We start from the raw sequence: 13,107 nt of genomic DNA, 5'->3' as shown, positions 1-13,107 counted from the left end.
CGACCTAAACATCAGATCTTAAATCCCAATTAAATTATGAATATTATTGACGACCTGAAATTACAATACAAAATGGGAGGGATAGTGACTAAGCTAATCTTTTGGAATGCAGCGTTTTTTGTTTTTCCGTGGTTGTTTTTTGCGCTTTTATCTTTGTTGGGAGTCAATATTGATTACATTCATTATGTGAGTTTATCCTCTAATCCGACACATTTGCTTTGGAAACCCTGGTCGTTGCTTTCGTATGCTTTTTTTCATAGCGGAATCATGCATATTATTTTTAATATGATTGTTTTGAACTTTGCAGGTAGATTGTTTATGACGTATTTTACGTCTAAACAATTACTAGGGTTGTATATCTTAAGTGCGATTTTTGCAGGAATTAGTTATATTCTGGTATTCTATGTATTAAATATTAACGCCCCAATTGTAGGTGCCTCTGCCGCTATTATGGCTATTTTAGTAGCTACTACTACGTATCATCCTTTAATGGATCTTCGTTTATTAATTATTGGAAATGTTAAGTTGTGGCATATAACCGCCGTAATTATTATTGTGGATTTAATGCAACTGCGTTCAGAAAATATGGGTGGGCATATTTCTCATCTTTCTGGAGCTCTTTTTGGTTTTATTTTTATTAAATTGCTTCAAAATGGGACTGATTTAAGTACTGTTGTTTCTCGTTTTTTAGATTTTTTTGCAAATTTGTTTAAAAAGAATACAGCGACACCATTCAAGAAAGTGCATAAAAACTACAATAAGCCTTTGGAAAAAATCGTTTCAAAAATCGTTGCAAAAGATAAATCACAGCAACAAATAGATGAAATTTTAGATAAAATCAGTCAGTCGGGGTATGATAGTTTAACAAAAGAAGAGAAAGAATTCTTGTTCAAAGTTGGTAAATAGGGATCATTGAGATTTTAGTTGTTGTCTTAATAAAAAATATAGAAAATGAAAAATCTTTCATGGTTTAATAAAGGAATGTTTTTTTTGAATATAGTCCTTACTATTGTGACTTTTATTGCCTATGTTTTGCCTTTTTTGGCACCAAAATCTTTTCCTCTTTTGTCTGTTTTGACACTTTTTATGCCGCTCTTTTTTATCTTAAACGGCTTGTTTTTTGTGTATTGGGCCTTCCAATTCAAAAAGCAATTAATCGTTTCAGGTTTGGTTTTATTGATAGGGATTACTTTTATAAATAAATTTTATAAATTTTCTTCTCCTGAGTTTTCCAAAGAAGAGAAGGATTTTACCGTAATGAGTTACAATGTTCGTTTGTTTAACGTTTTTAAATGGATTGACAGAGACGATGTTCCTTCAGAGATTCTCACTTTCATTAATGATAAAAACCCAGATATATTGTGTATTCAGGAATACTCTTCATCTGCTAATATTGATTTGAAAGTGTATCCGCACCGCTATATTTTTACTGATGGAAACCAAATTAAAACCGGACAGGCGATTTTTTCTAAATTCCCAATTATTGACCAAGGAAATATTATTTTTCCAAATTCCAGTAATAACGTTGTTTTTGCAGATATAAAAAAAGGAAAAGACATTATTAGAGTCTACAATATGCACATACAATCAATTAAAATTTCTCCGGATGTTAATGAAATTGATGAGAATATCGATGCCATTAATCAGCAGAAATCACAAATGCTATTTATCAGGATTAGTAAAGCATTCAAGCAACAGCAACAGCAAGCTGAGATTTTTAAGGAACATAAAATGAAATGTACGTATCCAATTATCATTTGCGGAGACATGAACAATAGTGCGTTTTCATACGTGTACCGAAGCATCAAAGGAAAGTTGAAGGATAGTTTTGAAGAAGCAGGAAAAGGTTTTGGAGAGACGTATAAATTCAGGTATTATCCAGCCAGAATTGATTATATTTTTGCTGACGAAAAAATGAAAGTCAAGAAATTTGAAAATTTCCCCAAATTTATAAATTCAGATCATTTTCCTATTATGGCAAGATTGTCTTTGGAATAAAATTTAATCAGAAATTTTATTTCAGATTCAGATTTTGTTTTTTCAAATAATCCAGTGCATATTTTCCTTCATTGAACAGCAAATCCAGAACACTAAGATTGTTGATAAAACCATGTTTGTCATCAAAAACCTGTGTGTAACTTTCGAATAAAGAAAGATCTTTTTTCCCGTTTACCAAAGCTCTGAAATCCGTAATTGCAGTTGTATCAACTTCGTGTAAGTATTCCGTTGTGTTCGTGAAGTCCAGCTTCAGGCGAAAACATTTTGATAGGATGGCAAAAACTTCAAAATTTAGATCCAATAAAAAGGTATATTTTTTTTCGAAAATGGGTCTGATGTCATCTTCGAAAAATTCAAAAAATGGAGAACTTCGGTACCCTGCTTCTAATGATTTGAAATGTTGTTTTTGCCAGTCAAAATCGGTTTCAATTTTGATGTCTTTTGTTTTTTGATGACTTTCTTTCGAATGTTTTACAGGGATATTCAATAGTTGAATTCCGTTTGGACTGTAAATATAAGCGCGGTTGCGGTTGGTTTGTTTTTGGAAATTATCTTCTATTTCAAAAGTAATGTTTTCCGATTGTACCATGGCTGCAAAATGGCTGATCGAAGGAAAATAGGTAGGATGGATGAGGGTGTTCATATTTGTCTAAAGTTTTTAAAGTTATAAAGTCAAAAGTCATTAAGCTGGATTAAATAGAAACTCTATGACTTTTGACTTTGAAACTTTGGACTAGTTTTTTCCCTCTTTTCTTTTCTTCCAAAAATAATCTCCAATGAAAAATGCCGCTAAAGCGATTAGGAAATATTTAAAATAAGATTGAGGTTGACCTTCTCCGCTAACAGTAGTAAAAACTCTGTCCCAACGTATTTTCTTCAAACCTTTACCGTTTGTATCCCAGCTCAACCAGATAAAAATAGGTTTCCCTACAATGTGATTTTCAGGAACAAATCCCCAGTAGCGGCTGTCTTCGGAGTTGTGACGGTTATCACCCATCATCCAGTAATAATTTTGTTGAAAAGTATAATCTTTAACTATTTTTCCGTTTATTCTTATTTCGTTTCCTGTTATTTTAAGGTCGTTTTTATCTCCATTTTCATTTGTTTCATAATCAGTAATTATGGTTTTATAAAATGGCAATGATTCGGTTGTTAAAGCGACTGTTTTTCCTTTCTCAGGGACATAGATTGGACCATAGTTATCGGCGTTCCATTTATTAATGTGTGGGAAGATGCTGTTATCAATATCTTTTGATATTTGTCTCGTAACGGCAGTAACACCGGGTATATTTTTCAATCTTTCCGCTCCGTCAGCTGTCAAAGCTCTAAAGAGTAATGTATCTCTTCGTGTTTGATCAGTAAAGAATACAGGATCCGTTATGTCCATCTCTTTAAGTAAATATTCAAAATCGATTGGTGTTTTTCCATCTAATGCTACTTTGTAGGAGAACTGCGGTTTTGCTCTTTCGGGCATTTCCAATAGTTTACCATCAATGTAAACCATACCGTCTTTTATAGATAAGTTATCTCCAGGGATTCCAACGCATCTTTTTACATAATTCGATTTCTTGTCTACTGGTTTGAAAGCGCGTCTTTTTGAAGTGTCAAAAAACCTGTAAACAGTATCAACCGGCCAGTTAAATACAACGATGTCCGTTCTATTTATGTTTTGAATACCCGGCAATCTTAAATAAGGCAACTGTGGCCAAGTCAAGTATGATTTTTTTTGAAGTAAAGGGATCGAATCGTGAACCATTGGCAATGCCACAGTTGTCATTGGAATTCGGGCACCATAATTCATTTTGCTTACAAATAAAAAGTCACCTACCAATAAGGATTTTTCCAACGACGAGGTAGGGATCGTGTACGGTTGAATTAAATAAGTATGAACCAAAGTCGCTACAATAACCGCAAAAAGTAAGGAACTAACTGTGTCAGCCGCTTTATTTTCGGGACTTAAGCTTCTGTCAGCGATGTAATTTAATTTTTGAGTATAATTGATGTAATAGATATAAAATCCAAGTGTTATAAGTACTAAAAAAGTATCTAATCCAGATCTTTTTCCAAAACTTCTCAATGTTTCTACCCAGATTACAGGGAACATAATCAAATTAATGATTGGGATAAAAAGTAAAATGGTCCACCAAGTAGGGCGTCCTATTATTTTCATCAAAACAATAGCATTGTATACAGGAATAGCGGCTTCCCAACGTTTCCTTCCTGCGCTTTCATATAATTTCCATGTTCCTAAAAAGTGAACTATTTGTATTAGCAGAAAAAATATAAACCATTGATATACTGACATAATTTTTTGTTTGGTTAATCGGTTATTTGTTTATTCGAAAATTAGAAAGCGTTATGATTTCTAATAATCTATTTATCTAATTTTAAAATTCTAATACATCCTTCATTGTGAAAATTCCTTGTTTCCCCACAATCCATTCAGCTGCAATTACTGCCCCTAAAGCAAAACCTTCCCGATTGTGTGCCGTATGTTTTATTTCGATAGTATCAACAAGAGAAGTATAGGTTACGGTGTGCGTACCCGGAACAGTTCCTATTCTTTTTGCTTCAATATGAATTTGCTTAGCTTCAGGTTTTTCCAATGTCCAGTTGGTGTATGAACTATTTTCAATTACTCCTTTGGCCAATGAAATTGCGGTGCCACTTGGTGCATCTAGTTTTTGAGTATGATGAATTTCTTCCATATCAACAGAGTAACTGTCGAATTTTGACATGATTTTTGCCAAATATTCGTTGAGTTCAAAGAAAATATTTACACCTAAACTAAAGTTAGAGCTAGAGATAAAACCGCCATTTTTTGCTGCACAAAGTGCCGCCATCTCATCATAATGTTCTAACCAGCCTGTTGTTCCTGAAATCACTGGTACATTAGTATGGAAACAATTGGAGATATTATTGACTGCTGCTGATGGGACACTGAAATCTATAGCCACATCGGCACTTGAAAGACCATCAAAAGTATTGTTTTGATCTTTTTTCAAAACGATTTCATGGCCTCTTTCCAGTGCAATTCTTTCAATTACCTGACCCATTTTTCCGTATCCTAAAAGCGCAATTTTCATTTGTTTATTTTTTTAAATTTTGAATAATTTACGATTCCTGCAAGCAAGAGTCCTATTAATGCTCCAGCAATGAATCCAGAAAAGAAATCATTCATTCGGATAGTGTCAAACTCTTTAATTTCTGAATAATTCACTAGAGTGATTAACAGCAAAACTGTCGTAATGATAAAAAAATATTTCTTCCCGATCTTATTAATTAATGACATAATGTGCTGTTCTTTTCTTATTTAAGCTTTAAGACTGATTTTCAAATTCTAAAAATTATAATTAAATGTTAGTCCCACATTAGTCTTTAATGTTACATCATTCGGATAAAGAACAGGTCTTACCGATAAGTTTTCATCCACATTGAATTGTATTAAAGCGGCATCAACATTAGCATCAATGATGTTTAATGCATAAAATGCCAAAGTAACCAAAGCGGATAAATCTCGATTTCGTTGATAAAATTTTTGTCCGGCAATCAGTCGATCATTATCTAGAAACGCTAAATCATCGGTAGTGTATCCTTCCAGTCTGTTTTTATAAGCATTTCTATATTGATGGTATTTCCTGTTGCTATCAATGTAAAAGTAAACGCTCGTTCCTAAAGCACCATAAACCAGCGGTATCTTCCAGTATTTCTTATTGTAGGCCTGGCCTAGACCTGGCAAAATTGCTGAAAAGAAAGCTGCTTTTGCAGGAGTCAACGGATCAATGTCATTTGATTTCAAAGTATCTTTTGCTACAAGCACCGCTTCTGTTTGGGCAAAAACAGTAGTGTTTCCTACAATAAAAAGGAAAAGACCTATGAAAATGATTTTATGCACTACTCGTTTATTAATTTAATAATTCTGTTGAAGTCTTCTTCGGAGTGAAACGGAATAGTGATTTTTCCTTTACCGTTTCCGGCTACTTTAACATCGACTTTAGTTCCAAAATAATTTGTAAAAGTGCTTTTGTGAGCGTCTGCAATTTCAAATGAAGCGGCTTTTGGTTTGCCGGCAGGTTTAGGTTTTAAACTTTCCTGATAGTTTTTCACCAAAGCTTCCGTATCTCGAACGGATAGATTTTGACTGACAATTTTTTGATAAATATCAGTTTGAATGTCTTGATCTTCAATATTGATTATTGCACGACCATGCCCCATACTGATGAAACCATCACGAATACCGGTTTGGATTATTGGATCCAGTTTTAAAAGTCGCAAGTAATTAGCAATTGTAGAACGTTTTTTTCCTACACGCTCACTCATCTGTTCTTGAGTCAGCTGAATTTCGTCGATCAAACGTTGGTACGAAAGTGCAATCTCAATTGGATCTAAGTCATGACGCTGGATATTTTCCACCAATGCCATAACCAATGATTCATTATCATTTGCAATACGAATGTAAGCAGGTACGGTAGTCAATCCCACAAGAGTTGACGCACGAAGACGGCGCTCACCCGAAATCAATTGGTATTTATTGAAGTCTAATTTACGTACGGTAATAGGTTGTATAACACCTAATTCTTTGATAGAAGTTGCTAGTTCTCTCAATGATTCCTCATTGAAATTGCTTCTGGGCTGAAACGGATTTATTTCAATCGCATCAATTTCAAGCTCAATAATATTTCCTACAACTTTATCGGCATTTTTATCGTTTACGGATTTTATATCGTTTTCCGGATCTTTTAACAATGCGGATAATCCTCTTCCTAAGGCTTGTTTTTTTAGTGCTTTTGCCATAAAACTATTTACTGTTTTTCTTTATAACTTCTTGAGCAAGGTGCAAGTAATTAGTCGCTCCTTTGCTTGTTGCATCGTAGTTTATTATACTTTCTCCAAAGCTTGGCGCTTCGCTCAGTTTTACATTTCTTTGAATAATGGTATCAAAAACCATATCGTTGAAATGTTTTTGAACCTCTTCAACTACTTGGTTAGATAAACGCAATCTCGAGTCAAACATGGTCAATAATAAGCCTTCGATGTCTAAATCCGGATTGTGAATTTTTTGGATGCTTTTTATCGTATTCAATAATTTCCCTAAACCTTCCAGTGCGAAATACTCACATTGAATAGGAATAATCACAGAGTCAGCAGCAGTCAAAGCATTTAAGGTAAGCAATCCCAGCGATGGTGCACAATCGATGATGATAAAATCGTAATCGTCTTTGACACTTTCCAATGCTTTTTTAAGCATATATTCCCTATTTTCTTTATCGACTAATTCGATTTCAATGGCAACAAGGTCTATATGTGATGGAATTACATCCACATTTGGAGCAGAACATGGTATGATGGCCTCTTTTGGCGTATGACTGTGTTCCAGAATTTGATAGGTACCTATCTCTACAGAATCAACATCAATGCCTAATCCTGATGAGGCATTTGCTTGTGGATCAGCGTCAATAAGTAATACTTTCTTTTCTAAAACACCCAGTGAAGCAGCAAGATTAACTGATGTTGTAGTCTTTCCAACCCCACCTTTTTGATTAGCAATCGCGATGATTTTGCCCATTTATTTTTCTAAATTTTGAACCGTAAAAATACAATTAATTATGGTTTCTAAAAATCTATTTTGTTAACATTTGTTAAAGCTTGATTCCTTGCTATTTGACCATTCCCATTTTCAAAACGGATTTTATTTTACAGGAGCTATTCCAGCTGTGTGTTACAAGTTCTTGAGCTGCTCCCAGTTTTTTCTAAAGCCATAAAAGGAGCTTCCTCTGGTCGCTCTTTTCTGTCAAGAAAAAATCGGGAGCAGCTCATCGAAGCTTTTAACTGCCATCTGGGCTAGGGGAGTTGTGGATGAATAATGCTTTAGAAAAACAAATTTATTTTAGATTTCCACACCAATTTCGCACCAAATAAATTTAGCCCTTATTTTTGAAATAGTTTTGCATTAGCCAAAAATAATACTATATTTGCACCCGCTTTCGGGGTGTAGCGTAGCTCGGTTATCGCGCCTGCTTTGGGAGCAGGAGGCCGCAGGTTCGAATCCTGCCACCCCGACTAAAATCCTTTCTGTCTCTACAGAAGGGATTTTTTTATTGTAGAATAACAAAAACTGATTATTCAGGTTCTGTAATACAGTAATTATGACTTATTTTTGCACTGTTAAAAAAATATAATATACCTTACTATGTCTGATACAATCGAAAAAATTAAATGTCTTATTATAGGTTCTGGTCCAGCGGGTTACACCGCAGCTATTTATGCTGCCAGAGCTAATATGAATCCCGTTTTATACCAAGGAATGCAACCTGGTGGGCAGCTAACAACTACTAATGAAGTAGAAAATTGGCCTGGTAATCCTGAAGGTATAACTGGTCCAGAAATGATGGTGGGATTGCAAGCACAAGCACAACGCTTTGGTACTGATGTGCGTGATGGTTGGGCAACTAAAGTTGATTTCTCAGGAGATGTTCATAAAGTTTGGATCAATGATACTATAGAATTGCATTGCGAAACAGTAATTATTTCTACTGGAGCATCGGCTAAATATTTAGGAATGCCATCAGAGCAACACTATTTAAAAATGGGTGGCGGAGTTTCTGCATGTGCTGTTTGTGACGGTTTTTTCTATAGAAATCAAGAAGTCGTAATTGTTGGTGCAGGAGATTCAGCTTGTGAAGAAGCACACTATTTGTCAAAACTTTGTAAAAAAGTGACCATGTTAGTGCGTAGCGAAAAATTCAGAGCTTCTAAAATCATGGAAGAACGCGTTCGTAAAACAGAGAACATTACCATATTAATGAATCACGACACTGTTGAAGTTTTAGGGGATGAACAAGTAGTTACTGGGGTAAAGGCTTTAAATAAAACTACTAATGAAGTTTTTGATATTCCTGCAACTGGTTTCTTTGTTGCTATTGGTCACAAACCAAATACAGATATTTTCAAAGATTTTATCACATTAGACGAGACAGGATATATTATCAATACTCCAGGAACTTCAAAAACAAATGTAGAAGGTGTTTTTGTAGCGGGTGATGCTGCAGATCATGTGTATCGTCAAGCGATAACAGCAGCCGGAACAGGTTGTATGGCTGCTCTTGATGCGGAAAGATATTTGGCTTCTAAAGAGTAATTTTAGTTAAGAAATTTCAATATAAAAAAAGTCCCATTTGCCTTAGCAAGTGGGACTTTTTGTTGGTTAGGATATTTATTATCAATCCAGTTTTTACTCCCTCGCCTTTGGAGAGGGTTGGGTAGAGGATTTTCTATTTCAACTTTTTTATCAATTTAGCTTCATCGGCTAATTTTCTGATTTCAATTTTTGGAGCGCCTACAAGTTGGATTTCTGATTTATTAGCGGCGTCTATAATAACTGTTGTTACTGCATTTACACTACAATTGGAATAACTTTCTGTGGTTACGTCAACATTTTTCACAGTTAATTTATTTCCTGTCAAGCTCGAGTTATTATCCATTCTAATGATGGCATTAGCTGCATCTCCTTCTATAGTTGCTTCTGATTTTTGGTACATATCTACTTTTAGATCAGTAGTAGTAAGTAAGGCTTTCAGAGATGCGTTTTTACTTAATTCGATGTTGGTATTTTCTGATTTTAAATTGAGTTCTGTTTTTGAGTTATCATCGGATTGTAATACAAAGCTTTTAGCATTGACATTCAGAAATAGTTTGGATTCATCGTGTGCTTTCAGTGTGAGATCATTCAATATAATTTCCTGAATTGCATTTACAGTCGTTTCATTTTTTGAAGTAATCATTTTTAAATCAGTGGTATACGTCACTCGAACAATCAGTTTTTTGTAATTTGTGGCTTGTTTTGTGGTATATATACGCAATATATTATCATTTAAATCCAAAGAAATAATATCGTGTAAATTTTCGTCAGCTTCAATTTTAAGTTCGGTTTTTTCGCCTCTTTCTAAGTATACTTCTAGATTATCTTCAACAGTAAGCGACTCGAAATTTCCAATTTCTCTTTGTTCCACGGTTACTGTTTTTGAGCCTTTTACTTTTTCTTTTTTCTGTGCAAATGCCAATGTGGTTGATAATAGGAGCAGGAGTATAGCAGTATATTTCTTCATAGTAATTTGGATTTGAGTCTACACAAATATAAAAAAATCATCCACTTATGATGGATGATTTTTAATTTTAGTACTATGATTTTTTATTCTTGATGAATACTTCCTCCGGAATTGGTTTCTTTTCGAATTGATTTCGGAACTTTATTGTAGCTTATACTTCCACCGCTAGATGCTTCTGCATCTAAACTCACAATAGGCTGTATACTGATGGTGGCTCCACTAGAAGCTTCGGCATTAACTTCATTTGCTAAGAATTTTTTAGCGTCAATTTCGCTTCCACTTGATGCATTAGCTTTCATTTTTAATCCCATTCCGTTAATGGTGATGCTGCTTCCGCTACTTGAATCACAAGTGATGTCATCTGATTCTATATTCAGGTCGATAGTTCCTGCACTAGAAGTGTTTAGTGTGATATTTTCTCCTTTTATAGTATTTGTGCTTGTGATTGAGGCACTGCTATTGGCTTCTAATTGTTCAATAATAGGCATTTTTACGGTTACTTTTTTTGATTTTGTATTGATAAAAGAATTTTTATCACAAGAAATAACGAGAGTGCCATTTTCAACTTTGGTAAAGATGTGTTTTTGTAAATTATCATCAGCCTCAACTACTATTTCAGTTACGTCTGATTGTTCAATGACAAGATCGATGGCATTACTGACTTCTATGCTTTTGAAATCACCTTCCACATTTCTTCTTTCGGTGGTGACATTACCGCTTCCTTCAATTGATTGTAAATTTATGGAATGGTTACACGATGCGAATAGTAATGCAGTTAAGGCAACCAGAATAAATTTTGTAATTAACGTGATGATTTTTAACATAGCTTTAATTTTTAATGATTACACCGTTTTTACTTAAGGATAAGCCTTTTTTCGTTCCAGCTTCATTTACTGTAACCGTTTCACCGTTTACTTTTACAGTAGTAGTTGTTACACTGTCATTTTCTGTTGCTTTTCCCGTAATGTTTCCTTCAACAGTATCACCATTTTCATTTAAATCAACATCATTATACTCATTTTCATCAGCAGGACAATTTAAACATTTTATTTGAGAATTTCCTACTTTGTATATGTAATTGTCTGAACTGTAGTGTAGGTTGAAAAATGAATCATCAGATCTGTCGTAGTTTTGCACTGAAGAATCTGGTTTCAATAGAATTCCTTCTGGTACGTATAAAAATATTTCTACTTCCTGATCACGGAATTTATTAGCTACCTCTGTCAATAAATAATTATCCAGAATCAGCTGATTTCCTTCAATTTTGATTGCGTATTTTATTTTTTCAGCTCTTCGTTTTGCATCTTGAAATGATTTTCCTCTAGCTATTTTTTCAATTTGAATGAAAGGTAATTTCTCGTCTGTACGTAAAATTTCTAAACGTACACTATTGGAATAAATCAATTGGGTATTAGCTGAATCCTGAACAAACTTGAAGCTTTCTCTGTCATCAATGTCTTTAGTGTAATATTCATTGTATCTGAATTTCACAAACAAAGTATCATTTGGTAAAATATTAATTGTTTCTTTCTGAACAGTTTTTCCTTCGTAAGCCACTTCTGATGCTTGTTTTATTCCTATCGAAATTAGTATTGCTATAGTAATTATCCAAAGTGCCAATAATGTGTATTTAGCAATGTTTCCTATTGATTTCATACTTGGTGACAATAATTTGAAACCTAAAAGAGTCAAGAAAAAGAACGGAATTCCAACAGCAAAGAACATTAACAATCCAAAAGACCATATTGGGTAATCCGTGAAATTTCCTGCTTCGATAAAACTTTGCCAAGGCACATCAATAAAATCGGAGGAACCTAAAGTGAAAACAGCAATTAGTAAAGAAACTAATGTTGCAATTCCTGTGATGATTAAAATCACACCTAAAAACTTTGCGAAAATCTTAAAAACAGTCATGATAAAATCACCAAAAGAGCTTCCTATTTTTCCGACCCCCGTTTTTATTTGATTGCCATATTTGTCGTAATCCACATTTTTTAATTTCCCGGAAACGCTTTCAAACTCTTCACGTACTTTTTTTTCGATATTCGAAATGTTTACCGGTTCTCCGGTCATTTCCAGTTTTTCTGATGTGGTAATAGCTTCAGGAGTAACAATCCAAAGAATGATATACGCTAAAATTCCAGTTCCAAATGCAGCAAAAACTAATAGTATTAGAACGATTCTGATCCATACGGAATCAATCCCAAAATAATGTCCTAATCCAGCAGCAACACCGCCAATCATACCTTTTTCTTTATCACGGTATAATTTTTTTGTTCTTCTGTTTGATTGGTCACTAAAGTTTTGAGAACCTTTCAACTCATCTTCAATAATGTAATCTTCCGGTTGTCCCATTACGGCAATAACCTCATCTACATCTTTTAAACCCACCACATGTTTGTCGCTTATTTGTTTCTCATTCAATAATTCTGAAACACGCATTTCGATATCTTTTATAATCTCATCATGTCCAGATGAATTAGATAAAGAACGTTTAATGGCATCAAAATATCGAGTTAATTTTTGGTATGCATCTTCATCTATATGAAAAAACATTCCGCCTAGATTTATATTTACAGTTTTGTTCATGACTATTGTTTTTGGTTGGTTATAAGGTTTACAGCATCGGATAATTCTGTCCAGGTGCTACTCAGTTCTTTTAAAAAGGTTTGTCCTATTTCAGTTAGACCATAATATTTTCTTGGCGGTCCTGATGTGGATTCTTCCCAACGATAGTTGAGTAATCCATCATTTTTCAATCGGGTTAGCAGCGGGTAAATAGTTCCCTCCACGACTAATAATTTTGCGTTTTTTAATGTGTCCAATATTTCCGATGTGTATGCATCTTTTTCTTTTAATACGGATAAGATGCAAAACTCGAGAACACCTTTACGCATCTGGGCTTTTGTGTTTTCAATGTTCATAATTTCTTTTTTTTGATTTTGTGTTGATTTAACGGTTCATTTTTTGATTGATGATTGATTTGTGTTTGCAAGGAACGAAG

14 protein-coding genes and 1 tRNA gene are annotated in these 13,107 nt (G+C 34.1%); 4 read left to right on the top strand and 11 right to left on the bottom strand.

The window, feature by feature from the left end; genetic code table 11:
- Positions 1 to 36: 36 nt before the first annotated feature.
- Together ACNQGD_RS08970 and ACNQGD_RS08965 are read left to right on the top strand one after the other, a co-directional pair.
- Positions 37 to 906, top strand: coding sequence for a rhomboid family intramembrane serine protease (locus tag ACNQGD_RS08970; protein WP_417996548.1), 870 nt, complete (start codon positions 37 to 39; stop codon positions 904 to 906).
- Between the two features lie 45 nt (positions 907 to 951).
- Positions 952 to 1,998 carry an endonuclease/exonuclease/phosphatase family protein gene (locus tag ACNQGD_RS08965; RefSeq protein ID WP_417994972.1) on the top strand — a complete coding sequence of 349 codons (1,047 nt, stop codon included), beginning with the start codon at positions 952 to 954 and terminating at the stop codon, positions 1,996 to 1,998.
- Between the two features lie 16 nt (positions 1,999 to 2,014).
- On the opposite strand, the gene ACNQGD_RS08960 is transcribed toward ACNQGD_RS08965, so the two are convergent.
- The 7 genes from ACNQGD_RS08960 to ACNQGD_RS08930 all read right to left on the bottom strand — a co-directional run bounded on the left by ACNQGD_RS08960 (position 2,015) and on the right by ACNQGD_RS08930 (position 7,564).
- Entirely contained in the window at positions 2,015 to 2,641 is a 627-nt protein-coding gene (locus tag ACNQGD_RS08960) for a WbqC family protein (protein WP_417999053.1), read from the bottom strand.
- 90 nt (positions 2,642 to 2,731) lie between these two features.
- Positions 2,732 to 4,303, bottom strand: coding sequence for a signal peptidase I (lepB, locus tag ACNQGD_RS08955; protein WP_417996551.1), 1,572 nt, complete (start codon positions 4,301 to 4,303; stop codon positions 2,732 to 2,734).
- Positions 4,304 to 4,385: 82 nt separating this feature from the next.
- Positions 4,386 to 5,084, bottom strand: a complete 699-nt coding sequence (dapB, locus tag ACNQGD_RS08950; protein ID WP_417999052.1) for a 4-hydroxy-tetrahydrodipicolinate reductase — start codon at positions 5,082 to 5,084, stop codon at positions 4,386 to 4,388.
- Entirely contained in the window at positions 5,081 to 5,290 is a 210-nt protein-coding gene (locus ACNQGD_RS08945) for a hypothetical protein (RefSeq protein ID WP_417994976.1), read from the bottom strand. The genes dapB and ACNQGD_RS08945 overlap by 4 nt, the downstream gene beginning before the upstream one ends.
- Before the next feature lie 48 nt (positions 5,291 to 5,338).
- Positions 5,339 to 5,893 (bottom strand): DUF5683 domain-containing protein, encoded by a 555-nt coding sequence (locus ACNQGD_RS08940; RefSeq protein WP_417996553.1) that lies wholly within the window; start codon positions 5,891 to 5,893, stop codon positions 5,339 to 5,341.
- Entirely contained in the window at positions 5,893 to 6,792 is a 900-nt protein-coding gene (locus tag ACNQGD_RS08935; protein ID WP_416845317.1) for a ParB/RepB/Spo0J family partition protein, read from the bottom strand. Before ACNQGD_RS08935 ends, ACNQGD_RS08940 begins: the two co-directional genes overlap by 1 nt.
- A 4-nt stretch (positions 6,793 to 6,796) precedes the next feature.
- Entirely contained in the window at positions 6,797 to 7,564 is a 768-nt protein-coding gene (locus tag ACNQGD_RS08930; protein ID WP_417994979.1) for a ParA family protein, read from the bottom strand.
- 419 nt (positions 7,565 to 7,983) lie between these two features.
- Between ACNQGD_RS08930 and ACNQGD_RS08925 the strand changes: the two genes are divergently transcribed.
- Both ACNQGD_RS08925 and trxB read left to right on the top strand, forming a co-directional pair.
- Positions 7,984 to 8,058, top strand: a tRNA-Pro gene (locus tag ACNQGD_RS08925).
- 130 nt (positions 8,059 to 8,188) lie between these two features.
- A complete protein-coding gene (gene trxB / locus ACNQGD_RS08920; RefSeq protein ID WP_417994980.1) occupies positions 8,189 to 9,136 on the top strand; it encodes a thioredoxin-disulfide reductase in 948 nt (315 codons plus the stop codon).
- A gap of 133 nt (positions 9,137 to 9,269) precedes the next feature.
- On the opposite strand, the gene ACNQGD_RS08915 is transcribed toward trxB, so the two are convergent.
- From ACNQGD_RS08915 to ACNQGD_RS08900, 4 genes are all read right to left on the bottom strand, one after another.
- Positions 9,270 to 10,103, bottom strand: coding sequence for a GIN domain-containing protein (locus ACNQGD_RS08915; RefSeq protein WP_417999051.1), 834 nt, complete (start codon positions 10,101 to 10,103; stop codon positions 9,270 to 9,272).
- Positions 10,104 to 10,186: 83 nt separating this feature from the next.
- On the bottom strand, positions 10,187 to 10,927 hold the full coding sequence (locus ACNQGD_RS08910; protein ID WP_417994982.1) for a head GIN domain-containing protein: 741 nt from the start codon (positions 10,925 to 10,927) through the stop codon (positions 10,187 to 10,189).
- 4 nt (positions 10,928 to 10,931) lie between these two features.
- A complete protein-coding gene (locus ACNQGD_RS08905) occupies positions 10,932 to 12,692 on the bottom strand; it encodes a PspC domain-containing protein (RefSeq protein WP_417999050.1) in 1,761 nt (586 codons plus the stop codon).
- A 2-nt stretch (positions 12,693 to 12,694) separates the two neighbouring features.
- Positions 12,695 to 13,027 (bottom strand): PadR family transcriptional regulator, encoded by a 333-nt coding sequence (locus ACNQGD_RS08900; protein ID WP_282717246.1) that lies wholly within the window; start codon positions 13,025 to 13,027, stop codon positions 12,695 to 12,697.
- Between the last annotated feature and the right edge of the window lie 80 nt (positions 13,028 to 13,107).

Source organism: Flavobacterium glucosi (assembly GCF_048286535.1).
In the GTDB taxonomy this organism is placed as follows: domain Bacteria; phylum Bacteroidota; class Bacteroidia; order Flavobacteriales; family Flavobacteriaceae; genus Flavobacterium.
Note: the sequence above shows the minus strand (reverse complement) of the source record. Positions and strands in the feature narration are given on the sequence as shown.